Source organism: Dickeya aquatica (assembly GCF_900095885.1).
Taxonomy (GTDB): domain Bacteria; phylum Pseudomonadota; class Gammaproteobacteria; order Enterobacterales; family Enterobacteriaceae; genus Dickeya; species Dickeya aquatica.
In genome coordinates this window covers 1,292,601-1,316,650 of the sequence record NZ_LT615367.1, presented here as the reverse complement: position 1 = coordinate 1,316,650, position 24,050 = coordinate 1,292,601, and the positions used below count along the sequence as shown (strand labels likewise).

The following is a 24,050-nucleotide window of genomic DNA, read 5'->3' as shown; positions in this document are numbered from 1 at the left end:
TCTTACGGCTGTGCCTGCTGGTATAGCGAATCCCACACCTGCGTGACCAGCACTTGATCCGGCGGTGACAGTTCGCCGTTGTCGATGGCCTGACGCACGCTCTCCTGCACCCGGTCATAGAGTGCCTGCGCCGTCTGCTCGCCGTGCGCTTCGACTTGTGCGACGGCAAGCGTCAGGTGGCCGCGCAGGTAGCCGCTGGCAAACAGCTCATCATCGCTGGCGTGCTCGACCATGTTGTCAATCAGCGTCAGGATACGCGCCTCAAAATCTGCGATCATTGGTGATCCTTAAGTTAAATTGCCGGTTTTTGTTATCGTCTTACTGCCCGTCATCACAGGTCTTCGGGGTAAGGAAAATCTGCTGCCGTCTGCGGCGCGGTGTGATAGAAATCCTGCAACGCCTTGATGAAACGCGCCGGGCGCTCAGGCACGCCCTGTTGCAGATAGATAATCACCTGCGCATGAACCCGGCGCTGAAAATCGATGCGGTCGGGCTCGACATCCCCCTCAAGGTTGTCGCAACTGACATTAAAAGGAAACCCCGCCGCAACACAGAACATCCACTCCAGCGCCTGCGGTTTTATCTCCACCACTTCAAACTGAGACTGCGTTTGTGCATCACGGCCATCGGGGCAGTACCAGTAGCCGAAATCCACCTGTTGACGCCGCGCGTCACCCGCAATACACCAGTGTGAAATTTCGTGCATTGCGCTGGCGTAAAACCCGTGGGCAAACACAATGCGGTGATAGGGCGTCCCGGCATCCGCCGGCAGATAAATCGGCTCATCATCGCCTTTTACCAGCCGGGTGTTATAAGCGCCGCTAAAACAGTGGTTAAACAGCGTGATCAGTTGTTCGTAATGGTGCGGTGTTGTGGTTTGCACCACGGAATCTTTCGTCAAGGTTGTCATCAGAATAGCTGTCCCAGCCAGCGGGCAATCTCGCTGCCGTGATTATCGTGGATCAATTTAATACTCATCAGGGCGGACATGATAACCAGCATCGGGCGAATCAGTTTTTGGCCGCGTGTCAGCACCATCCTGGCTCCCAGCCGGGCACCAATAATCTGCCCGATCAGCATCACCAGCCCCACGCCCCAAACCACCTGCCCGCCCAGCATGAAGAATAACAGACTGCCGAAGTTCGAGGTAAAGTTGAGCACTTTGGCGTGAGCGGTCGCTTTTGACAGGTTAAAACCCAGCAGCGTGACATACGCCAGCGCGTAGAATGAACCGGCACCCGGCCCGAAGAAACCGTCATAAAAGCCAACGCACGCTCCGCCCAGCACAGAGAACGTCAACATCCCGACCCGCGCGTGGCGATCGCCTTCACCAATTTTTGGCATCAGCAAAAAATAGAGTCCGATCCCAATCACCAGCACGGGCAGCAGTTTACGCAAAAAATCGGCATGGATTTGCTGAATCAGCCAGGCACCGAATACGGCACCGATAAAGGTCAGCGGCACCGCCAGTCGCAACACGTCCATATCTACGGCACGGCGACGAATAAAATAGAGGCTGGCAGAAAACGAACCGCCCACCGCCTGTAGTTTATTGGTCGCCAGCACCTGTGCCGGTGATAACCCGGCGGCCAGCAATACGGGAATCGACAACAAACCGCCGCCGCCAGCAATCGAATCAACAAAACCGGCAATCACGCTGGCGAGAAACAACAGGGCCAGAACATCTGACCCGACAACAAACCATTCCATGAATTATTCCGCGCTGAAGTGTCTGTTAAGTAACGCCTGACATGATGGAGGCAGTGGTGGCGGCGTGGTTTTAGCCGGTGCCTGCGCACCCGGTTTATGCGGCTGGAACCAACTGTTTAATTCTGCGCCGCAGCCATCTCCGGCCGGTGGTGCGTCTTGCTCCTGACACTCAAGACTATCTGCCGGGCAACGCAGCCGAACATGCATGTGCGCGCGGTGCGCAAACCAGGGGCGCACCTTGTGTAACCAGTTACGATCGCTGCCGGCATCCAGACACAGTTGCTTCTTAATAGCAGGGTTAACAAAAATGCGCGTTACGTCATTATCCTGCGCCGCCGTCTTCACCAGTTTCATCACATCGGGCGACCACAGGCGCGGGTTAACATTTTTACCATCCGCCAGTACCAAATCGAGCGGTTGCGGCTCCAGCAGTTGCTGCTGACTCCAGCGCTGACGCGGCAATTGCAGCCAGATATCCACATCCAGTCCCGATTGATGGCTGGCATGGCCGCTGCTAAAACGCCCGCCCGCAGGCATGCCCATATCCCCAATCAATACCGTTCCACCGGTACTACGGCGCACATTTTCACTTAAGCGTTTGATGAATAAAAGCAAATCCGGGTGACCAAAATAGCGCCGTTGATCGACGCGCATCACCTGATAATCCGGTGACTGCAACGCCAGCGGCTGTGCGCCAATAATGCAGCCATTGGCAAATGCCCCTATCGACTGTGGCGAACCGGCCACCGGGTGCGTTATCTCCTGCCACGGTGTTTTCGCCAGCGCCACGCTGCTCAATAGCCAGGCGGCCATCCCAATCCAGTGTATTTTCATTGATATTGACTATGCCTACTCTGTCTGTGAGTTCACCGGTGATAATTCAGATGCGCAACGCGCCTGTCAGCCCCGTTGCGCTCTGTCACACAAAGGATTACCAACGCGGCACCGATGAGTTTACATCCCCGCACTGTGCCCGCTGGCGCAGCAAATGATCCATCAACACGATGGCCATCATCGCTTCCGCTATCGGCACCGCACGAATCCCGACACAGGGGTCGTGACGACCACGCGTTATCATCTCTGTCGCGTCGCCATCTCGAGTAATGGTGCGCCCCGGCACGGTAATGCTGGAGGTCGGTTTGAGCGCCAGATGCGCCACAATCGACTGACCGCTGCTGATGCCGCCTAAAATGCCGCCCGCATGGTTGCTCAAAAAGCCTTGCGGGGTAATTTCATCGCGGTTTTCACTGCCGCGCTTATTGACCACCGCGAACCCATCGCCAATTTCAACCCCTTTCACCGCGTTGATACTCATCAGCGCATGGGCAATATCGGCATCGAGACGGTCAAATACCGGCTCACCCAGCCCCGGTGGCACGGCATCAGCCACAACAGTAACCCTGGCACCGACAGAATCCCCCTCTTTTTTCAACGCCCGCATCAGTTCATCCAGCGCGTCGATTTTCTCCGGGTCAGGGCAAAAAAACGGGTTCTGCTCAACCTGAGCCCAGTCTTTCAGGGTACAAACGACATCCCCCATCTGCGACAGATAACCGCGAATTTGCACGCCATGCCGCTGTTGCAGGTACTTTTTGGCAATGGCACCGGCCGCCACTCGCATCGCGGTTTCACGGGCGGAAGAACGCCCGCCGCCACGGTAATCGCGCAAGCCATATTTTTGCTCATAGGTATAGTCGGCATGACCCGGGCGAAACAGGTCTTTAATCGCGCTGTAATCCTGAGAGCGCTGATCGGTATTTTCAATCAGCAGGCCGATACTGGTACCGGTTGTCACCCCTTCAAACACGCCAGACAGGATCCGCACCTGATCCGGTTCACGGCGCTGCGTCGTGTAGCGCGAGGTGCCTGGACGGCGACGGTCTAAATCGTGCTGCAAATCGGCTTCAGTCAGGGCTATGCCCGGCGGTACACCATCTACCACACATCCCAGCGCAACACCGTGGGATTCACCAAAAGTGGTGACACGGAAAAACTGACCAATACTGTTTCCTGCCATCACGGCTCCTTAGCATTCAAAAACTTAGTGCCGGGCCACACAGGCTTGTGCACCCGTTAACACGGTCATCGGCGGTGACACCGTTAACGGCAACGATGCCGTATAACGGTGATATCGGTTAATTACGGTACAAGCGGAAGTGCTCGGCACACTCCAGCAGTTGGCTGCGAGTCAGCATAAATACCCCGTCGCCACCGTTATCAAATTCAAGCCAGGTAAACGGAATATCCGGGTACTGATCCATCAGGTGCACCATGCTGTTGCCCACTTCGCAAATCAGCACGCCGTCATCACTCAGGTAATCCGGTGCATAAGCCAGAATACGGCGCACCAGTTTCAGCCCATCGCTGCCTGCCGCCAGCCCAAGCTCCGGCTCAAAGCGGTACTCTTGCGGCAAATCGGCCATGTCTTCTTCATCCACATACGGCGGATTGGTAACAATCAGGTCATAATGCAATGCAGGCAGTGAGCTGAACAGATCAGAACGGATCGGTGTCACGTTATATTCCATGCCATGCTGCTGGATGTTCTGCTCGGTTACCGCCAGCGCATCCGCTGAGATATCAACAGCATCCACTTCCGCTTCGGGAAAAGCCTGAGCACAGGCAATCGCAATACAACCGCTACCGGTGCACAAATCGAGAATATGGCGAGGCTCAATCGCTATCAGCGACTCAAAGCGCTGATGAATCAGCTCACCAATCGGTGAGCGCGGCACCAGCACCCGCTCATCCACGTAGAATTCCAGTCCGCAGAACCAGGCTTTATTCGTCAGATAGGCGACCGGAATACGCTCATTCACACGGCGAATCACCCGCTCGACAATACGATGCCGCTCGCTGGCAGTGAGCCGGGCACCGTACATATCCTCTGGAATATCAATAGGTAAAAACAAACTGGGTAACACCAGTTGCAACGCTTCATCCCAGGGGTTGTCGGTGCCATGTCCGTAGTAAATACCGGCCGCGTTAAAACGGCTTACAGCCCAGCGCAGCATATCCTGCATGGTGTGCAGATCGTTGACTGCCTCATCGACGAAAATTTTGTCCAAGTTTGTCCTCCGCAGACAGCTCTCTGTGTGAGAGCCGTAGTTTGCCATGAAGACGGCGACAAATCAGCAGATATCACCACCGCCGGGCGCACGCCGACAGGGCATAAACGAGGTTTTTTTTAGTAACCGGCAGGGAAAAAGGTAGACTATTGCGACAAGACACCACGACATGACAGAGTGATGCACGCATGAAAAAGAAATTTATGCTGGATGAGGAGGCTCAGGCGCTGTTTCGCACCTCGGTATCGGGAGCCAGCCGACTACGTCAGGATACTTACGTCCATCGCCCGGTGCGCCATAAAGCCGGGACACTACCGCCCCGGCGCATGCTTCAGGAGCAGGTGGATGCCAGTTTCTATTTTTCTGACGAATTTCAGCCGCAACTGGAGAGCGATGGCCCGATGCGCTATATGCGCCCCGGTGCCAACCATTATGAACTCAAGAAACTGCGCCGGGGCGATTACTCACCCGAGCTTTTTCTCGATTTGCATGGGTTAACACAACTGGAAGCAAAACAGGAACTGGGCGCGCTGCTGGCTGCCTGTCAGCGGGAGCATGTTTACTGTGCCTGCGTGATGCATGGTCATGGCAAGCACATACTTAAACAGCAAACTCCGTTGTGGCTGGCACAACATCCTGATGTATTGGCGTTTCATCAGGCACCCAAAGAGTTTGGTGGCGATGCCGCCTTGCTGGTATTGGTTGCACAAGCACAAGACGATGAGGCCGACTGAGTGCAGCCACGCTGCCACATACCGCTCAGCCACGCCATTGATTTAGCCGTATTGCTGGTTCAGGTGTGTTTGGCAGCCAGTTGCGTTGGGCTAACCTGCCAGCAATATTCCCCCGCCCCCGCTTGCCCATCGAATTGAATATTGGCAACGGCAGAAGTGGCAAACATCGGGGCAGTTTCTCCAGGGCAGAGTTCGGCCACCAGATAGCCGACCAGCGGCAGGTGGGAAATCAGCAAAACCCCATGCAAGCCTTGTTGCTCGAGTGCATATAAATAATCACGCACCTGCCCGGCATCACCTCCCGGCGTCAGTTCGGGCACGCATTCGCTTTGCGGCAACGGGAACTGCTCTGCCACCACCGCTAACGTCTGTTGCGCCCGCATGTAAGGGCTTACCAGCACTTTATCAATCGTAATCGACTGACTGTGAAGCCAGGCGGCCATCAGACGGGATTCTTCTTCCCCCCGGTGACTCAGAGGTCGCAAAGCATCACTGGCTGCGTCAGGTACAGCATCACCATGGCGCATGATCAAAACTTGCATATTACACCGCTATCTTGATGAAAAAAGGGTAATGAAACCCTGAGGATAACTTCAGATTAACCGAACCGGCTCAATGCCGTTTTGCGGCAAGTCACAACCTGATATCAGGTATTGATTTCTACAGCTGATGGTGTTTTAACCAGCGCAAAGCGCATGTTTTTACCCCAAATGCTGTCGAATCGCAACCTGACAGGCGGCGGCTCATCAGTATAACGACGCTAACGAGAACATTCTTTCAGCCCGCAGCGCCTGTTTTTCAGCATATTACCGTTAAGAAAGGCAAGGATACATCAATACAGCCTCATCATAATGTGCTGTTTACCCCATGATGGCACCGTAGCAACCATAGTTTAAACCAATAAAAAATCGTTTTATGGGTTAAAACAACACCATTAATTCCAATACAGCATAAAACAGCCCTGATTTTATTTTGCGGCTACATTTCCACTCTTTCGTCGTTTCGCACCGGGAAAGGATGGAAAAAAATATCACGCCCATTATAGTGAAAGAGGCTTATCCATCAGGGTAATCACCGCTGAAAAGCAGCGAATAAAAATAGTTTACCGCGTTATTATGCCCAACATTCAGGGAAACAGCACTTGGGCCCGATCAAAAGGATGTGATGTTGCTGTAAAAAGATAAGCCCGGCGGCATATCTCTATTACCGACCTGTCGTTCTACCGCCCAGCCTTTCAGCGCGCTGTCTTGCGGGTATCATCATCAAACACGGCTCCCTGCTCGGCACGACTCAGTAACCCTTGCGCCGGGGTAAAACGCTCGCCGTATCTTGCCTGTAATGCCCGTAATGTTGCGACAACCGTCTTTGTGCCCAACTGATTGATATAATGAAACGGGCCGCCCAGAAATGGCGGAAAACCGATTCCCATTACCGCCCCGATATCCCCGTCACCGGGATGACGTATCACCTGTTCATCCAGGCAATGTACCGCTTCATTGAGCATCATCATCACGCATCGCTGTACAATCAAAGCCGGGTCAAGGTGCTCTGTTGGCGTAATGCCAAGCAATGGGTAAATTTGCGGGTCAGCCTTTCGCGGACGATGACGCCACGCAGGCCGTAATCGAGCATAGCGCGACGGAGTATAGCCGTAAAAACCACGTTTATTCTTACGGCCGTGGCGATTGTCCCGGGCCATCGCCGCCAGTACCGGTGGCGCAGAAAAGCGCGCCCCCAGTTCGGCAACCAGTACCGGGACAATGTTCATTGCCACATCAATGCCAACCTCATCGAGCAAGGCAAACGGCCCGAGTGGGAAGCCAAAACGCACCAGCACCCGGTCTATCGATTCAACCGGCTCGCCTTCCAGCAAACAGTACGCCGCTTCGTTCAGATACGGAGCCAGAATACGGTTAACGTAAAAACCGGCGCTATCTGCCACGACAATCGCTGTTTTCCCCTGTTTTTTTGCCAGAGACAGCACGCTGGCAACGGTTTGCTCACGGGTGTGTGCTGCAACAATAACCTCTACCAGCGGCATTTTCGCCACCGGGCTGAAATAATGCAGGCCCACAACCTGTGCAGGCCGCGTCGATGCCGCAGCAATCTGATGAATCGGCAGCGATGACGTATTCGTTGCGAACACTGTATTGGGTGAGGTGATAGCCTCAATGTCACGCACCATCTGCTGCTTCAGCGCCAGCACCTCCGGTACGGCTTCGATGACGATATCAGCCTGCTCAAAGCCCCGGTAATCGGTACTGCCGCTAAGAAGACTCATTTGGCGGCGCTGGTGTGCGGGGGTGATTTGCCGCCGCGCGACCTGACGTTGCAGGTGCTGCCAGCCATCGCGTAGCACCTGGGTGATACCATGCAGGTGGATATCTTTAATCCGCACAGGCAATTGCGCCTTAAAGGCAGTGACGATAGCTATACCGCTCCCCATCAACCCGCCGCCCACAATCCCAATCAGCCTTAATGGCTCGGGGCTGATAGCATCGTCATGTGCTTTTTTCAGTCGATTATTAATAAAAAACAGCCGTCGTAAGGCACGAGACTCCGGCGACATCACCAGTTGCCCGAAGGCCGTCGCTTCAGCCTGATAACCCGCCGCCTCCCCGTGCTCCAGACCGGTGCGCACCGCCGTCAGGATCCGTTCAATCGCCGGATAGTGGCCCTGCGCCTTGGCCTGCGCGATGCGCTCAACCCGCCGGAAAAACAGGGGGCGCAGGTACGGCAACATCAATAAACGCTGCCGCCAGACGGGGGGCTGGATGGGCCGCTTCCCCAGATTAACCCTGCGAACTGCCGCCGCGATTAACACGTCAGCCGGCACCACCTCATCGACCACACCAAGCCGACGCGCCTGTGCCGGACGTAATTGACGACCACTCAGAATCAGCTCCAGCGCACGGTCTACGCCAATCAGGCGCGCCAGACGCTGTGTTCCTCCGGCTCCCGGTAACAGGCCCAGTTGCACTTCAGGCAAGCCAAGACGGGTGACGTCATCCTCGCTGCACACGCGATAATCACAGGCCAGTGCCAGCTCAAGCCCGCCACCGAGACAGTTACCATGAATCGCTGCCACCACCGCAAAGGGCATAGCCGCCAGCGCCGCCAGCACCTGCTGCCCGGTTCGTGCCAATTGTTCTGCTGCACGGGCATCTTCGCACGCAGCCAGCATACTGATATCAGCTCCGGCAATAAAAGAAGCCGGTTTACCCGAGAGGATAATCGCCCCTTGCACTCCTTGATGAGACTGGATCTGTGCCAGAATGGCCCTCATCTGTGCGGCAAATTCGGCTTTTAAGGTGTTCACTTTTTCACCCGGCACATCTATCGTGATGACGGCGATATTGTCCGGGCGCATGGTCAATGTGAATGCCTGCGTTGGGTGGTTTTCGGCACCATCCTGAACATGACTTAAGGTATCGTCTTCTTTCATGGCTGGCTCTCCAGTACCATCGCTGCGCCTAATCCGCCTGCGGCACACGCCGTTACCAGGCCGAGCCCACCGCCGCGACGGCGCAGTTCCTGCAAGGTTTGCGTGATCATCCGTGCCCCTGTTGCAGCAAACGGGTGGCCGTAAGCTATCGACCCGCCCCGCACATTGAACCGGCGCATATCGATGTCACCGAGAGGCGTGTCGCGCTGCAAAACATCCCGTGCAAAGCGGCGGCTGGCAAACAGTTGCACATTCGCCAGCGTCTGGGCCGCAAAGGCTTCGTGCATATCAATCAACGCCAGATCGCCCAGCCCGATACCGGCGCTGTCGAGCGCCAGCGGCGTCGCATAGGCCGGGCCGGCTAACATATCCTGATGAACGTCGATGGCGCAGAACGCATAACTGCGCAAAAAACCAAGGGGCGTCAGGCCAAGCTCTGCGGCGCGAGACTCATTCATCAGCAATACCGCGGCCGCACCGTCGGTTAAAGGGGAGCTGTTAGCCGGTGTGATACTGCCATAACGGCGGTCAAACGCGGGTTTCAGGCGCGAATAAAGCGCGGGGTCACTATCACGACGGAAGGTATTATCTTCACTGATGGCCTGCTGATAAGGCGGCACCCAGGCGGTCATGACCTCATCATGCAGCACGCCGTCATCCCACGCCGCGGCCACCAACTGGTGCGAGCGGTGGGCAAATTCATCCTGGCTCTCCCGGCTGATGCCATAGCGCCGGGCCATTTGCTCTGCGCAATCGCCCATGCGAAGCCCGGTAGAATATTCGGCAACAGACGGGGCCACCGGCAGTAAATCCTTTGGCCGAAGGCGCGCCAATAGCAGCAGCCGCTCACGCAGCGTTTTCGCCCGTGACACATCCAGCAAGGTGCGTGCCAGCGCTTTGCTCACCCCGACAGGCAGCACGGAAGCGGAATCCGCGCCACCGGCTATTCCCGTGTGGATGGCTCCGGTCAGGATACTTTGCGCCACATTGGCAACCGCCTGAAAACTGGTGGCACAAGCGCGCGACACACTGTAGGCATCGGTGTGCACACTCATGTTGCTGGCGAGTACAATTTCGCGGGCGATATTCGGTGCTTCCGGCATTTGAATCACCTGACCGAATACCAGTTGCTCAACCTGCTCTGATGCTATGCTGCTTCGGGTAAGCAGTTCATTGACCACCAGCTTGCCAAGCTCTAATGCCGGTACGCCGTGAAAGGCCGTTGCCTGACGGACAAACGGGGTGCGCAGCCCCGAGACAATCGCAACGCGCTCGCCGCGCCGGGTCAACAGCGGCATGGCATTTTGCCTTACCATAAGTTCATCTCGTTTTCCGTTGTGTTCAGCCAGCGAACAGATTTGAACTTATTGTTAACCCCGAAATTACATTATGCAAACAACAGAAGCGGGAATAGCGAGCTGCGCCACACTGAGCGTGTGCGCCAACAGAAAGCTGAGGCATGATGCGGCTGACAAGGCACCTCAGCCGCAAAGACAAAATGACAGGAGCGCTACGAGGTAACTAGCGCAGTCCCAACTGGAAAATCAGGGTTTCAGCCTGGCAACTAAAGGTAAAATCCATATCAAGTTGAATGCCACCGTCAACATCGGTAAGACGGGCACTTATCTCACAGGGTTCAGACTCCACCGCACGGGCTTTTTGCGTCAATTGCGCCTGCATGTGTGCGGCACTGTCACTGTCGCTAAATACGTGACGGTAAGATGCCGTACAATCGGTATTGTCCATCACCGTTCCCACATCCACACAGCAACAGGCTGCGGTTTCTTCTGCGCTACATTTGTTTATCGCGTTTGTCATGGCAAAACTCCTCTGCAACGACAGCGACTCCCGCTAAGAAGTACACCATCTATTTTGTTCTTCACACATTTTACCTCTCCCGGCCATCGCTCACTAGCACTTACTGATTTAAGGGTTTTCGCGTGACAAGAGTCACATTTTAATGTTTATTTTCAATAAAATAAGCTAATGCGAACGATGTAAATCACGATATTTGTTAACCAGATCTAATTTTTGAATCATTTACGCAACATTGCGAAAACCAGACGGAAACATTTTCTTGTTTTACTTTTATACTTTTTGAAACTGGTCTGATTTGTCAGCCCCCTAACCCCCCCTACAATGCGCGTCCCTTGTTACACGCTTAACAAAAACACAAACGTTCAGTGAGGTCTTGGTCATGAGCCAGAAAGTCCTGTTAAAGAAAACATCACTTGCTGTGGCGCTGGCGCTGATGGCATCAAATGTGAACGCTGCGGGTTTCCAGTTGAATGAGTTTTCCTCATCCGGCCTGGGGCGCGCTTTCTCTGGTGAAAGTGCCATCGCCGATAACGCCACGTCCGGTAGCCGTAACCCGGCCACCATGACCCTGTTCGATCGCCCGGTGTTCTCTGGCGGTGTTACATATATCAATCCCGGTATTAACCTGCACGGTGCCAGTTCCAGCGGCAATGATGCCAGTGCCGATAATATCGCGCCACATGCCTGGGTGCCGAACCTGCATTTCATCATGCCGCTCAATGAGCGTTGGGCCGTGGGTGCATCGGCCACCACCAACTTTGGCCTGGCAACCGAGTTTAGCGATAACTTCAGCGCCGGTTCTATCGGCGGCAAAACAGACCTGAAAACCTCCAACCTGAACCTGAGCGCCGCTTATCGGCTCAATGAGCAGTTTAGCGTTGGGCTGGGTGTGAATGCCGTCTACGCTGATGCCAAAATTGTGCGTACCGCAGGGGAATTAGCTCCGGCACTGAACGTAAGCCGCAGCGCTGAAATTACCCATTTGGACGGCAAAGAGTGGGGTTATGGCTGGAACGCCGGTATTTTGTATGAGCTGGATAAAAACAACCGTTTTGGCCTGAGCTATCGCTCCAGGGTCGATATTGATTTCAAAGGTTCTTTTCGCAGCGCCATGGCCGTACCGCGCGGCACCAGCGGCGTCACCGTCCCCGGTGACCTGACGCTGAACCTGCCGGAAATGTGGGAGTTATCGGCTTATCACCGTGTCGCGCCTAAATGGGCGGTGCACTACAGCCTTGCCTATACCGGCTGGAGCGCGTTTCAGGAGCTGCGGGCCACCGGCAGCAACGGCCAGCAGTTATTCCAAAAAGATGAGCATTTCCGCGATGCTTACCGCATCGCACTGGGCACCACCTATTACTATGACGATAACTGGACGTTCCGCACCGGTATCGCCTTTGACGACAGCCCGGTCCCCGCTGACAAACGCACCATTTCGATTCCCGATCAGGACCGGTTATGGCTGAGTGCCGGTACCACCTATGCCTTTAACAAGGATGCCTCTGTCGATGTGGGTGTCTCTTATATGCATGGGCAAAAAGTCACTATCCATGAAGCCGGTGTCGCCGCCAATGTACCAAGCTATAGCTTCACCTCAAAAGGTCAGGCATGGCTGTATGGTGTGAACGTCAACTACCGTTTCTAAACCGAACGGACAGTGAACGGATAGTGCAAAAAGGGCTGCCATAATGCAGCCCTTCTTTATTGAGTGCAGCGATTCAGTTCCAGCGTATCCCACGGTAATAGCGTGTAAGCGTCTAAAACACACCGCGGGACAAGAGAGACACAACACGGGCGTCGGAAAACGCCCTGACCGCATCACCCTTCCTTATTTACCGGCGTCAATCTCATCCAGGCTGCTTTCAATCGCCTTGGCATTCGGGTTTTTCACCGCAGTGGACCTGGCATCGTTAGCGAGAAAATCGTGACGCTGGAAGTAAGCATCACGCACCATCAGATAAGGATCTGAGGAGTTACGCAACAGGCTATCTGAGTCCAGCAAACGCGAGCGGGTTTCCAGCCCTTCCACCATCCACTTGCCTGCTGTCATCCAGAAAGTCAGGTAACTTAGCGGCGGATAGAGTGTATCAACCCATCCCCCCCCATCTTCACGCAGCGTGGCACTCCCATAGGCAGGCAACACCAGATAAGGCCCATACCCCATGCCATAGTGACCGAGTGTGCTGCCAAAGCGATGCGGATCTTCCTTCGCAAGCTTAGGATTGGCCATGGTGGCAACATCTATCAGACCGCCCATCCCTAACACGGTGTTAAGGAAAAACCGGTTGAAATGGATCATCGCCTGATAGGGTTTCCCCTCAGCAAAGTAATTCACCATAGTGGCAGGCTCAGACAGGTTGACAAAAAAATTGGTCAAGCCATTACGCGCCGGCTGTGGCATGTAGTCACGCCAGACTACCGCTGCCGGGCGTACCACGTAAGGGTCCAGCACGTTGTAGTTAACGCTGAACATGGTGCGGTTGAACCCTTCCAGCGGATCTGACCGTTGCGCCGGTGGTGAAGTTTTTGAACTGGCGCAACCGACAAGCAGTACACTCACCAGAGCAATACTACCCAGACGAACATTCATAACCTCTCTCCCTGCTGAACTTTCATGCAGTCTCATGCAGTCTGCGCAGACTGCCGCTCGGCCGCCAACGAACACCACCACATGCTATCATTTTAATACATCGGCATGATTATACCGGATGCGGATCCTGCGACAATTCACAGCAGAACGCCAGTACCAATTGTGCGCCATATTTAGCTATCATCACTGACGAATCCGGCGATATCTCACCCGGCACAGCGGGCTGATACAACGATTTCAAGACTAACTGGTGTTAGATTGAGCAAACGCACCAGTCAGTGCTTATAGCAGCGGCTAAATCAGGTATAATCCCCGGCGCGCTGTCCCCATAGTTAAATGGATATAACGAGCCCCTCCTAAGGGCTAGTTGCAGGTTCGATTCCTGCTGGGGGCGCCAATCACACTTCTCTCAGCGTCTACTCAAGTCAACAAACCTCAGCAATACCAAGGCTTCACGATAAATCTCACTCTCTCAACGTCCACTACAATCTATTGCAATCAACATATTTCAGGGGTACATTTGGGGGTATTCCGTGTTCGGTCTAAAACTGATACCCCCAAATGAAACTAAATGCACGGCAGGTTGATACCGCCAAACCTAAAGATAAGCCGTATAAATTGGCAGACGGCGGCGGCTTATACCTGCTCGTCAACACCAACGGCGCACGTTATTGGCGTCTAAAGTATCGGATTGCGGGTAAAGAAAAGCTCCTGGCACTGGGGGTATATCCTGATGTCTCGCTTGCCGATGCCAGAACGCTGCGTGATAAGGCGAAAAAGGCTCTCGCTGCTGGCGCTGATCCATCCGAGAATAAAAAGGATGAAAAAGACGCCCGCAAGGCTCAAGTAAAAAATAGTTTTAAGGACATCGCGCTGGAATGGCTCGCCAGCAAAGCCAAAAAGTGGTCGGCCGGGTATGCCAATGAAAATATGGTGCTACTCACTAATAATGTTTTCCCTCGCCTGGGGGATCGCCCGATCGCAGAAATTAAACCGCTGGAGCTATTGGAAATACTCAAAAAAATAGAAAATCGCGGCGCTACTGAGCAAGCCAGAAAGGTGCGGATGCGCTGCTCTGAGGTTTTCCGTTATGCCATTGTCACCGGGCGAGCATCGTATAACCCTGCGCCAGACCTGATAAGCGCTATGCAAGGGCATGAATCGAAACATCACCCTTTCCTAATCGCTAAAGAGCTACCGGATTTCTTTACGGCGCTATCCGGCTACTCTGGTAGCACGCTGGTGGTGTTGGCCGCACGGCTGCTTATCCTGACCGGGTTGCGTAACGGTGAATTGCGCGGCGCCACCTGGCAGGAAATAGATATCGAAAATGCTCTATGGGATGTCCCTGCGGAACGGATGAAGATGCGCCGCCCTCACCTTGTACCGCTATCACGTCAGGCTCTTGCTATCGTAGAGCAGATAAGAGAGATAACGGGTAACTATCCGCTGATGTTCCCGGGCCGGAATGACCCTCGCAAAACAATGAGTGAAGCCAGCATTAACCAGGTATTTAAACGCAGCGGTTATGCCGGAAAGGTCACATGCCACGGTTTCCGCCACACCATGAGCACCATTCTCCACGAACAGGGCTACAACACGGCATGGATTGAAACCCAGCTTGCCCACGTCGATAAAAACTCAATTCGTGGCACCTATAACCATGCCCAATATCTGGATGGCAGGCGTGAAATGCTCCAGTGGTATGCGGACTATATGGACTCGCTGGAGAACGGCGAAAATGTGGTTCACGGCTCGTTTGGGAAACGTGCATAACTGGATGAATAGACGGTAACAATTGGTGGTAGTAGACTTCCTTAGACGAATAAAGAATAGGCTATGTCTAGGCTGATCCCCGAAAACCCGTACACCTCTGCGGGCTGGCATAGCCGCCAAAATTAGAGGGCGTGAGGTGATGGCATAATGGTTGAGGATGTGTTCGAAGCGCTCAAATGGTTTAGCATTGATAAATATGATGAGGCCTCAAAAGCACTTACCTACGGTGAATGGATTTATTTGCTATGGATCCGCTGTGATTTTTGGGATTTCAATCCCGAAAATCCGCCTGTTTGGAATAAAAAATTTGCTGCCATACAAAAAAATATGTGGGAGCAAAAGAAAAGTGATTATTGGCAATTTATTGATAAAATCACCAATGGCGATGCCATCAATCCCTCTAGTCTAAAAATCAACGAATCAGGATATGATGATTCCGTTGAAGATTATTGCCCCGGTATTTTTAAAATTAATGCGTCATATCTACAGTTTTTAGCTGGAAATAATCTTATTGATGGGATGTCTAATGATGAATATTTAGATAGAATTCATAGCAATGATCCTAAATACATAGACACTAAAAATAGGCGAGTCATTGATATTGAGATAGAAAATGAAGATAAACAATCTGATTTTTATGTCGAGATTGATTTGAATGCTAAGGATGATGTTATTTTCGACGCCCTGAGGAAATTAATTTCTATAGAAAGGCGTAAGCGGGGGATAACTCCGGTTAAATACATTACTGAGAGTGATATAAAAAAATTCTCTAATCTAAGGTTGCTTCATTACTTAGATGTGATGCTCTTTTGCAAGGCAAAATCATTAAATATCAATAACGTAATCTTATCTAAGGTACTTTATCCTGATGAGTATGAGGCTAACCCTGTGGAGCGAGTGCGAAAAACAATGCCAGAACTGGCAAAAACAGTCATGAACGGAAATTTATTGCGAGCATCTGAGTATAAGTTTTCGTTAAAATGACTCGTTCACCTGGATTGAGTTTAATTGACAACCAATCCAGGTGAGTTTTCATTAGCCTTACTCCATTCAGATGCTTTCCCTTCACACTCCACTCGCTTATTTTTTAGAATTAATCCAGATGATATTTTTTGTTACCCATTCTGCGACACAAGATATTTTCAAGTATTTAATTAACTCGTAAATCGCAATAGACGTTACGAGGTAAACATGTCTAATAATCTTATTCGGCTCCCCGAAGTCCAGCGCCGTACCGGCTATAGCAAGGCATGGCTCTATCGCCTTATTAGCCAAGATCGCTTCCCGCAGCCGGTAAAGATCGGCTCTCGTTCAATAGCTTTCGTTGAAAGTGAAATTGATGACTGGATTAATCAGCGTATCGCCGAGTCTCGCGGGGAGGTTGCATAATGCAAACAAAAAACGCCCGTGCTACCGGGCGTCAATGTGAACAAAATAAACCTGCTGCGCAAACTCATATTGCTGGCGGACATAATAACCAGCCAGCGCGGATAAGGCCAGTCCCTAAGAAGCATCGCGCACGGGTTTTCATGCTGCGTTCCGGTGCGGGTGGTTTTACTGAGAATGACATTCTCCACCACTGCCGCCTTTCTTCTGGCCGGAATTACGCCACGGAATTAGAGCGCCTGCTTGATATTCGGTTAGTGCGTATTGACGAACCTAACGCCGACGGGATCGGCAGTCATTACCGCTATCGGTTTGCAACGCGTGATGATATTTCCCGCGTCATTCGACTGGTCAATAGCAACGCCGGGATTAACGGACACCCGCCGCTTACCCGGCAGGAAATTAACCATATCCTGAGCCTGTACCCGGATTACGCCGCCCGCTAACGGAGCCTGATTTTATGACATCAAAAAATAATGACCTTCACGGTCAGGGACTCCCTCACCCTGAAAACCGCCAGAGCAATATTTCCAGTAATGGCTTTGCCGAATTAATCCCGGTGATTTCTGGCCGGATAGGCGAACGCGAAACCAATATTGTGAGCGCCAAATCCCTGCATATTGCGTTAGGGGTGGGGCGTGATTTCTCCACCTGGATTAAAAGCCGTATTGAAGAATATGGCTTTATCGATAATGTTGATTTTTTGACCTTTGATTCCCCCATTCCGGTGAATCAATACACTGAAAACGGCCAGCCAGCCCGGCAATGGAAAACAAGCCGGGGTGGTGATCGCCGCAGTAAAGATTATGTGCTGTCACTTAACATGGCAAAAGAGCTGGCAATGGTTGAGCGCAACGAGCAGGGCCGTGCCGTTCGTCGTTACTTCATCCAGTGCGAGGAAGCCTTACACCGCAGTGCGCCGGAAGTGGCCGCCCGTTTTCGCCGCCAGTTGAAGGCCCGCCTGACCGCCGCGAATTACTTCAAACCGATGTGCGCCGCACTGGAAATCGCCCGTTCGGAACAGGGCAAGAAAACTCAACCCCACCACTACACCACTGAAAGCAACATGATCGCCCGCCTGGTACTGGGCGGCCTGACGGCAAAAGGCTGGGCACAGGTCAATGGTGTAACCGGCGAACCCCGCGACAGCATGAGCGCCGACCAACTGGAGCACCTTTCCTACCTTGAGCAGACCAACATCACGCTGATTGAACTGGGGCAAGACTACCCCCAGCGCAAAGCCGAATTAACCCGGCTGTCTCAGCGCTGGATGGCAAAACGGCTGGGGGTGAACCATGCGTAACTTACGCGACGTTGCCCACAGGGTACGCAAAAACCGCTTGCCGTTTGCTTTACAGATGGGCTATTTTCAACAGGCACCAGCAAAATCTGGTGCCGGGATTGGCGTCCCGGTAATGCATGCGGCGACATATGACGCGCCAAGCGTCTTTTTTTGTGTCGTAAGCTCAGTACACCCTTTTTTCAGCGTTGCGGGTATAATCCGCACCGCTCACAAAATTATGGTGGGCTGGGCAGGGGCATCGAAAGATGCGCCGGATTCCGTATGCTCCGGTTACGCCAACCCTGTTCAGTCCACCACCAGTGAAATTGGCGTTTCCGGTGGTGGATCCATTCCATTGCATACGGAGGCTGCCACATGCTGGCTACTACCCCTACCCCAAAACCGCAATTTATCTGGCTTATTGCCGCAATCCGCCGTGACTGTCTTACACAAAAACCGGTCATTCACCGTATCCCTGCCGTTTCTGAACACGAAGCCCGCCGCACACTGGCTGGCGATCACCTCTGCTTTTTCGCGGGCCGCCTGCCGGTTAAGGCGGTGCGCCATGTTTGATAACACCCCGTTAGAACTGGATGAAATTATCGACCAGTGCCGGGCACTGGCCTATGCCGCCGTCAACACGGATGAACCGCAGGCGCGTGAAATCCTGCTGTTTGTCCTGCAGGAGCGTATCGACCACCTGTATCGCGCCAGCCAGAAAGAGCCTGAACAAGCGGAGGTGTCCCATGCATGACCAGCTCCCCACTCTCAACGCCACACTGAGCGTGCCGCCTGACTTTACCGGGCGCGTGCTGGTGTATGTGGAGAACGGCATCGCCACCAGCGACCGCCGGTTATTCGATGACGAACATGTTGCTTGTCTGGATGCGTTTCTGGAGCTGGCACGGCAAGCGGGCTGGCAGGTTGCGCCAGCGGGAGAACCACAGTGAATAAACAACGCCCAATTTCCATGCTGGCGGCGCAATGCGCCGGTAGTCACGTTGACCTGTGGCCCGACGGTATCCGAATCACACACGAGAACGCCGCCGTACAGGATGAAACCCGTTTACTGACCTTTGATGAAGCCGTTTCCCGTCTGGACAGCACCGAGTATGACCGGGCGTTATTGACCGGCATTCAGGTGGTGCGGGCGCTGACTGATGCCATGCTACAGGGCCATTTCAGGCCGGATGACCGGCAGAAACTGATCCTGTTCCGCTGGTTTGTGTCGGTGAAATTCGTGCTTGAACAGGAAGCAATAAACGGCTGCGTCACCGTGACGGACGACAGCGGCCACCCGATACCCGCCGCGCTGTATCGCAGCCAGTACGGCGAATTACCCGTTTTCCCTGCCGCAGAGCGTGCAACCCTTGCCGGTGCGGTCGAAGGGGCCATGACAGCCACATACGGGGAGGAAGACGGGCGGCGCAACGCGCTGGCGCTCTATGTCGCGATGGTGGGGCCGGTGGCCGGTGAGCTGACCGAAACCGGGCGCAGTGTGATGGCTACCCTGCATGACCAGGCGTTACAGCTCTTCGCGCTGGATAGCGTGCTGCCGCCACCGGCAACGCACTGAGGGCAATGGAATGCGCAATATCGATTTTATCCGTGAAGTGACCCGCTCGGCGGTGGGCTGCTGGCCTGATGTGCTGGCCCTGCTGGGTATTGAGGTTCCCCGCCACCCCACCACGCTCACCCCCTGCCCGGCGTGCGGGGTAAAGACCGCTTCCAGTTCGATAATCTGGACGGGCGCGGCACCTGGCATTGCCGCCACTGTGAGCCGGAAGCCGGTGACGGGCTGGCGCTGGTGATGAACGTTCGCCAGTGTAATGCGGCAGACGCCGCCCGCCTGGTGGCCGACGTGCTGGGAATGGCAGCCGATGCGCCAGCGCCGGACACGCGCCAGCATGATACCCGGCAATCACCGTCTGCCGACGAGCAGGCCCGTACCGCAGAAAAAGCCCGGCGCTTTGCCGCACGGCTGAAAAAGCTGACCGCACAGGCACAGCCGGGGGAATCCGTCTATCTGGCCGGAAAAGGCTTAACCGGGTTGTCGTATCCGCTGCTGCCCGATGGCACCCTGCTGCTGACGTTACAGGACGCCAGCGGCACCACCGCCGCCGCACAGACGATAACCCCCGATGGCCGCAAGCGACAGGTGGCGGACTCGGCGAAACGCGGCGCGTATCACGCGGTGAATGCGCCCGCACAGCCCGATACGGTGATTATCGCCGAAGGGCTGGCGACGGCATTAAGCGTTCACCAGATGCGCCCGGAGGCGCTGACCCTCGCCGCTATCGACGCGGGCAACATGGTGCCAGTGGCAAAGGCCATGCGTACCCGGTATGCCAGCGCCCGTATCATTCTGGCCGCTGATAACGACATCAAACCGGATGCGCCGAACGCAGGGAAAGACTGGGCGGAGAAAGCCGCCCGTGCGGTCAACGGCCAGGTGGCACTGCCGCCGACTGATGAAAAGGCTGACTGGGACGATTACCGCCAGCAATACGGGCTGATGGCCGCGACGCAGGCGTTTGCCGCCTCGCTGTATTCGCCGCCAGCGGATGAACCGGACAGCAGCAAGCCAACGCATAGCGACCCATTAAAACCGCATGTGCAGAGTCGCCGGGATGGGGTGTTCTGGGTAACCCCCAAAGTGGACAAAGACAGCGGCGAGATTATCAACAATGAAAGCTGGCTGTGCTCCCCGCTGGCAGTGGTGGGCATTGGCCGGGACGACAAAGACCAGTACCTGATAATGCGCTGGCGACCCATCGGCGCGACGGCTGACACCACACAGGCCATTCCGCTGGCGGATATCGGCGAGCGCGAGGGCTGGCGAACGCTGAAAAACGGCGGTGTCAACGTCACCACCAAAAACAGCCTGCGCGCCATTCTGGCCGACTGGCTCCAGCGCAGTGCCGCACGGGATATCTGGCATATCGCGCACGCGACCGGCTGGCAGTGCGGGGCTTACCTCATGCCGGACGGGGAAATCATCGGCACCCCTGACAGGCCGGTACTGTTCAGCGGGCGCAGCGCAGCCGCCGCAGGCTACACCGTCAGCGGCACGGCAGAAGGCTGGCGCGACAACGTGGCCCGCCTTGCCGGGGGCAACTACGCCATGATGACCGGTATGGCGGCGGCGCTGGCGGCCCCGTTAATCGGGCTGGTGGGGGCTGACGGATTCGGCATCCATTTCTATGAGCAATCGAGCGCCGGGAAAACCACCACCGCCAGCGTTGCCACCAGCCTGTACGGTAACCCGGAGTTACTGCGCCTGACGTGGTACGGCACCGCGCTGGGGCTGGCGAACGAAGCCGCCGCCCACAACGACGCGCTGATGCCACTCGATGAAGTCGGTCAGGGCGCTGACCCGGTGAGCGTGGCGCAGGCCGCCTATGCGCTGTTTAACGGTGTCGGCAAATTGCAGGGGGCCAAAGAAGGCGGCAACCGGGAGCTCAAGCGCTGGCGCACGGTGGCAATCAGCACTGGCGAAATGGATTTGGAAACGTTCATTGCCAGCGTGGGCAGAAAAACCAAGGCGGGCCAGTTGGTTCGGCTGCTGAACATCCCCTTAAGCAAAACGACGCGCTTTCATGAACACGCCAACGGCAAACAGCACGCCGACGCACTGAAAGACGCCTGCCAGCAGTACCACGGTGCCGCAGGCCGGGCGTGGATTAAGCACCTTGCCGACCACCCGCAACAGGCTATCGAGGCGGTGAGAGCCGCTGAAACACGCTGGCGCAGTCTCATTCCTGCCGACTATGGCGAGCAGGTTCACCGGGTAGCCGCCCGCTTTGCCGTGATGGACGCAGCGCTGTCGCTGGGCCGGGTCATTACCGGCTGGGATGAACAGACGGGCCGGGATGCGATACAGCACAGCTTTAATGCCTGGGTGCGCGAATTCGGTACCGGCAACAAGGAGCACCAGCAGATTGTCGAGCAGTGCGAAGCGTTCCTGAACGCCCACGGCCTGAGCCGGTTTGCCCCGCTGCCCTACAACCCGCAAGACCTGCCTATACGTGACCTTGCCGGATACCGGGACAGGGGCAAGCACGATGCCGCCCCGATGATGTTCTACACCTTCCCGGCCACCTTTGAGGGCGAAATCGCCAGGGGGTTTAACGTCAGGCAGTTTGCGAAAGTGCTGGCCGATGCGGGGATGTTAGAGCCGGGGAAAGACCGGTTTAAAAAGAAGGCGGTACGTGTGGAAGGGCGTCAGCCGGTTTTCTATGTCCTGATGTATGCCCCGGATACGGAGTAACAGCCCCTTGTGTGACTCACACACGAATAAAACGTAACGGTTCAGCGGGTTCAACGGGTTCACTCTGTAAAAAGGTCTGTTTTATAAGGGAAACAGGTTTCCTGTTGAACCCGTCTTGAACCCGTTTTGCCGCACTCTGAACCCGTTTCCTTTTGGGCCTCATTTTCTGGCGGGCGACGTGAACCCGTGGCGACACCCTATCAAACGGGTTCAGCGCACAGCTTTACGGGTTCAATTTTTAGCGCAAAAAGCGAGCGATATTTTTTAACCCAATGTTTGAAAAGACAAAAAAATAGTAACGGTACGCAACTGAACCCGTGAACCCGCTGAACCCGTGATGTTTTGTGTCTGTATATCGTCGTCACGCCAACGTTTCAGCACCAGCCAGAGGACGACCAGCCAGAACAGGATGCTTTCACACACGTAAAAAGGAGAAAAACAACCATGACAGCACAGATTTCAGCTTATGGCCGTCTGGTCGCCGATGTGCAGAACAGCACCACCCGCACCGGCAACGCCATGAGTTTCACCCGGATAGCCGTCCCGCTGCCCTGTCAGAAGGCAGAGAACGGCGAAGCCACGTTCTGGCTGGCGGTGACAGCCTTTGGTAAACAGGCTGACGCACTGGCAAAACATCAGAAAGGCGACCGGGTGAGCGTATCGGGCAACATGCAGATCACCCAGTGGACTGACAGCACCGGCACGATGCAAACCGGTTATCAGGTGATTGCCGACAGCGTGGTGAGCGCCAGAACGGTGCGCCCCGGCGGGCGTAAAGGCGCTGCCGGTCAGCCAACCGATGCGCTACGACGGGCACAGGAGGCAAGCGCCCCTGATATGGCCGATTTCCGTGATGACACGCCATTTTGAGGAACGCCGACATGACAGAGAGCACACATACCGTATTGCGCCTGGAATGTGAAACAGGCTTGCACACAGTGGGGGCAACATGCGACTGACACCGGAACAAAAAGCGGAGATTATCCGCCTCAAGCGCGGCGGAATGGGTTATCGCACAATCGCTGCCCGCATGGAGATAAAGCACGCTACCGTGCGCAGTGTCTGCCAGCGAAGCGGACTGTTTGCGGACAACCCGGCGCATGTGGCGATGTTCTCCATTCCAGAGGCTCGCTATGGCACTGCGCTGGCGGGCATTAAACCGTTACCCCGCAGCGGGTGATCACCGGCCACCACCAGACAGATGCATACCTGTGGGTGCTGGAGGTGATCAAGCTGGACGAGCCTGCACACCTGCCAGCGGCAGAAATGGCCCTGCAAAAACTCACCATCACCCCGCAGGAGGCTGAACAGCGTTACCGTCACTGGCTGATGGCACAAGGCCATGAGCCGTTTATCGTGGCATTCAGCACCATCGGCATGGACAACCCACAGAACTGTATCGAGAACGCGCGGCGGGCTATTAGCAAAGCCAGTCAGGTGCGGGCGCACTTTGGCAGTTACGCCGCTGCGATGGAGCCAACCGAACCGGAGCGACTCATTGCGCAATCCGTTTTTCAGGTGGATGAACACTACGGCATGACGCCAGAAGAGGCAGACAGTGGCGAGCTGAAGGGGTGGCGCATCATGGAGGTACAGGATGCCCGCTCAGTGGCTCACCGGGGCTTTTGCGACGTGCTGCCCGACCCGCACACGCTGTCTGATGTGGTGCGTGAAGTCGAATACTGGGACTGGCTTTATGTGATGCGCAGCGCCGCCAGCAAAGCGCTGGGGGATGGGTTTTACGAACATCACCAGTGTATCTGTGACCGGGAAGCGTGGCTGGATGGCAAGCTCTCCACAATAGGGCCGGTTCACCAGCGGGAAGCGCTGGCGATACTGAAATGGTTCCTCAGGAGCGAACGGCACCAGGAGCGTGGCGAGGATAACGATGCGGTGTACCTGAACTTAATAGGATCCGACGGCAAGGCAAACCAGTTTTATTAAGCAAGCACTACTTGATGACAACAATTC

At 54.9% G+C, this 24,050-nt stretch carries 25 protein-coding genes, 1 tRNA gene and 2 pseudogenes; 17 read left to right on the top strand and 11 right to left on the bottom strand.

The genetic code is table 11. The features are described 5' to 3' along the window. Positions 1 to 2: 2 nt before the first annotated feature. From DAQ1742_RS06000 to prmB, 6 genes are all read right to left on the bottom strand, one after another. Positions 3 to 278, bottom strand: coding sequence for a YfcL family protein (locus DAQ1742_RS06000; protein ID WP_035343218.1), 276 nt, complete (start codon positions 276 to 278; stop codon positions 3 to 5). Between the two features lie 53 nt (positions 279 to 331). Further along, entirely contained in the window at positions 332 to 910 is a 579-nt protein-coding gene (locus DAQ1742_RS05995) for an elongation factor P hydroxylase (RefSeq protein WP_035343220.1), read from the bottom strand. Further along, complete coding sequence (locus DAQ1742_RS05990; RefSeq protein WP_035343222.1) at positions 910 to 1,710, bottom strand: sulfite exporter TauE/SafE family protein; 801 nt, start codon at positions 1,708 to 1,710, stop codon at positions 910 to 912. The genes DAQ1742_RS05995 and DAQ1742_RS05990 overlap by 1 nt, the downstream gene beginning before the upstream one ends. Before the next feature lie 3 nt (positions 1,711 to 1,713). After that, positions 1,714 to 2,544 (bottom strand): penicillin-insensitive murein endopeptidase, encoded by an 831-nt coding sequence (mepA, locus tag DAQ1742_RS05985; protein ID WP_035343224.1) that lies wholly within the window; start codon positions 2,542 to 2,544, stop codon positions 1,714 to 1,716. Between the two features lie 97 nt (positions 2,545 to 2,641). Next, positions 2,642 to 3,727, bottom strand: coding sequence for a chorismate synthase (gene aroC, locus DAQ1742_RS05980; protein WP_035343225.1), 1,086 nt, complete (start codon positions 3,725 to 3,727; stop codon positions 2,642 to 2,644). Positions 3,728 to 3,845: 118 nt separating this feature from the next. After that, the gene (prmB, locus tag DAQ1742_RS05975; RefSeq protein WP_035343227.1) at positions 3,846 to 4,778 is read right to left on the bottom strand and encodes a 50S ribosomal protein L3 N(5)-glutamine methyltransferase; all 933 of its coding nucleotides are present in this window, start codon (positions 4,776 to 4,778) and stop codon (positions 3,846 to 3,848) included. A gap of 188 nt (positions 4,779 to 4,966) precedes the next feature. Here prmB and smrB point away from each other — a divergent pair, with 188 nt between their 5' ends. After that, the gene (gene smrB / locus DAQ1742_RS05970) at positions 4,967 to 5,512 is read left to right on the top strand and encodes an endonuclease SmrB (protein ID WP_035343229.1); all 546 of its coding nucleotides are present in this window, start codon (positions 4,967 to 4,969) and stop codon (positions 5,510 to 5,512) included. Between the two features lie 59 nt (positions 5,513 to 5,571). On the opposite strand, the gene sixA is transcribed toward smrB, so the two are convergent. The 4 genes from sixA to DAQ1742_RS05950 form a co-directional block, all read right to left on the bottom strand. Then, positions 5,572 to 6,054, bottom strand: coding sequence for a phosphohistidine phosphatase SixA (gene sixA, locus DAQ1742_RS05965; protein WP_035343231.1), 483 nt, complete (start codon positions 6,052 to 6,054; stop codon positions 5,572 to 5,574). 692 nt (positions 6,055 to 6,746) lie between these two features. Next, a complete protein-coding gene (gene fadJ / locus DAQ1742_RS05960) occupies positions 6,747 to 8,957 on the bottom strand; it encodes a fatty acid oxidation complex subunit alpha FadJ (protein WP_035343233.1) in 2,211 nt (736 codons plus the stop codon). Continuing rightward, positions 8,954 to 10,273, bottom strand: coding sequence for an acetyl-CoA C-acyltransferase FadI (fadI, locus tag DAQ1742_RS05955; protein ID WP_035343235.1), 1,320 nt, complete (start codon positions 10,271 to 10,273; stop codon positions 8,954 to 8,956). Before fadI ends, fadJ begins: the two co-directional genes overlap by 4 nt. 205 nt (positions 10,274 to 10,478) lie before the next feature. Then, positions 10,479 to 10,775 carry a YfcZ/YiiS family protein gene (locus DAQ1742_RS05950; protein WP_074384648.1) on the bottom strand — a complete coding sequence of 99 codons (297 nt, stop codon included), beginning with the start codon at positions 10,773 to 10,775 and terminating at the stop codon, positions 10,479 to 10,481. Between the two features lie 379 nt (positions 10,776 to 11,154). On the opposite strand from DAQ1742_RS05950, the gene fadL reads away from it, so the two are divergent. After that, positions 11,155 to 12,420 carry a long-chain fatty acid transporter FadL gene (gene fadL, locus DAQ1742_RS05945; protein ID WP_035343237.1) on the top strand — a complete coding sequence of 422 codons (1,266 nt, stop codon included), beginning with the start codon at positions 11,155 to 11,157 and terminating at the stop codon, positions 12,418 to 12,420. A gap of 183 nt (positions 12,421 to 12,603) precedes the next feature. Here the strand turns inward: fadL and mlaA are convergent, their stop codons facing one another. Continuing rightward, entirely contained in the window at positions 12,604 to 13,365 is a 762-nt protein-coding gene (mlaA, locus tag DAQ1742_RS05940) for a phospholipid-binding lipoprotein MlaA (RefSeq protein WP_180706253.1), read from the bottom strand. A 322-nt stretch (positions 13,366 to 13,687) separates the two neighbouring features. On the opposite strand from mlaA, the gene DAQ1742_RS05935 reads away from it, so the two are divergent. From DAQ1742_RS05935 to DAQ1742_RS05875, 15 genes and pseudogenes are all read left to right on the top strand, one after another. Next, positions 13,688 to 13,762: transfer RNA gene (locus tag DAQ1742_RS05935), tRNA-Arg, on the top strand. 164 nt (positions 13,763 to 13,926) lie between these two features. Continuing rightward, positions 13,927 to 15,141: a tyrosine-type recombinase/integrase gene (locus tag DAQ1742_RS05930; protein WP_035343240.1), complete on the top strand. Its 1,215-nt coding sequence runs from the start codon at positions 13,927 to 13,929 to the stop codon at positions 15,139 to 15,141. A gap of 147 nt (positions 15,142 to 15,288) precedes the next feature. After that, on the top strand, positions 15,289 to 16,125 hold the full coding sequence (locus DAQ1742_RS05925; protein ID WP_027711506.1) for a DUF6387 family protein: 837 nt from the start codon (positions 15,289 to 15,291) through the stop codon (positions 16,123 to 16,125). 207 nt (positions 16,126 to 16,332) lie between these two features. Beyond that, positions 16,333 to 16,530 (top strand): helix-turn-helix transcriptional regulator, encoded by a 198-nt coding sequence (locus DAQ1742_RS05920; RefSeq protein WP_035343246.1) that lies wholly within the window; start codon positions 16,333 to 16,335, stop codon positions 16,528 to 16,530. Beyond that, entirely contained in the window at positions 16,527 to 16,973 is a 447-nt protein-coding gene (locus DAQ1742_RS05915; RefSeq protein ID WP_067487180.1) for a hypothetical protein, read from the top strand. Before DAQ1742_RS05920 ends, DAQ1742_RS05915 begins: the two co-directional genes overlap by 4 nt. Before the next feature lie 14 nt (positions 16,974 to 16,987). Then, positions 16,988 to 17,830, top strand: a complete 843-nt coding sequence (locus DAQ1742_RS05910) for an antA/AntB antirepressor family protein (protein WP_035343249.1) — start codon at positions 16,988 to 16,990, stop codon at positions 17,828 to 17,830. Next, a pseudogene (locus DAQ1742_RS20775) lies at positions 17,823 to 18,161 on the top strand (ash family protein); the annotation flags it as partial. The gene DAQ1742_RS05910 and the pseudogene DAQ1742_RS20775, both read left to right, overlap by 8 nt. Positions 18,162 to 18,184: 23 nt before the next feature. Next, positions 18,185 to 18,382, top strand: a complete 198-nt coding sequence (locus DAQ1742_RS20480; RefSeq protein WP_035343254.1) for a host cell division inhibitor Icd-like protein — start codon at positions 18,185 to 18,187, stop codon at positions 18,380 to 18,382. Then, positions 18,375 to 18,563: a hypothetical protein gene (locus DAQ1742_RS05900; RefSeq protein ID WP_035343257.1), complete on the top strand. Its 189-nt coding sequence runs from the start codon at positions 18,375 to 18,377 to the stop codon at positions 18,561 to 18,563. Before DAQ1742_RS20480 ends, DAQ1742_RS05900 begins: the two co-directional genes overlap by 8 nt. Next, complete coding sequence (locus DAQ1742_RS05895; protein WP_035343260.1) at positions 18,556 to 18,759, top strand: hypothetical protein; 204 nt, start codon at positions 18,556 to 18,558, stop codon at positions 18,757 to 18,759. The genes DAQ1742_RS05900 and DAQ1742_RS05895 overlap by 8 nt, the downstream gene beginning before the upstream one ends. After that, positions 18,756 to 19,385: a hypothetical protein gene (locus DAQ1742_RS05890; RefSeq protein ID WP_035343262.1), complete on the top strand. Its 630-nt coding sequence runs from the start codon at positions 18,756 to 18,758 to the stop codon at positions 19,383 to 19,385. The genes DAQ1742_RS05895 and DAQ1742_RS05890 overlap by 4 nt, the downstream gene beginning before the upstream one ends. Positions 19,386 to 19,395: 10 nt before the next feature. After that, positions 19,396 to 19,620 (top strand): hypothetical protein, encoded by a 225-nt coding sequence (locus DAQ1742_RS20850; RefSeq protein WP_408609431.1) that lies wholly within the window; start codon positions 19,396 to 19,398, stop codon positions 19,618 to 19,620. Continuing rightward, on the top strand, positions 19,518 to 22,079 hold the full coding sequence (locus DAQ1742_RS05885) for a TOPRIM and DUF927 domain-containing protein (protein ID WP_408609430.1): 2,562 nt from the start codon (positions 19,518 to 19,520) through the stop codon (positions 22,077 to 22,079). The genes DAQ1742_RS20850 and DAQ1742_RS05885 overlap by 103 nt, the downstream gene beginning before the upstream one ends. A gap of 444 nt (positions 22,080 to 22,523) precedes the next feature. Continuing rightward, entirely contained in the window at positions 22,524 to 22,949 is a 426-nt protein-coding gene (locus DAQ1742_RS05880; RefSeq protein ID WP_035343264.1) for a single-stranded DNA-binding protein, read from the top strand. A 160-nt stretch (positions 22,950 to 23,109) separates the two neighbouring features. Then, positions 23,110 to 24,023: pseudogene (locus tag DAQ1742_RS05875) on the top strand (helix-turn-helix domain-containing protein). Positions 24,024 to 24,050 lie beyond the last annotated feature (27 nt).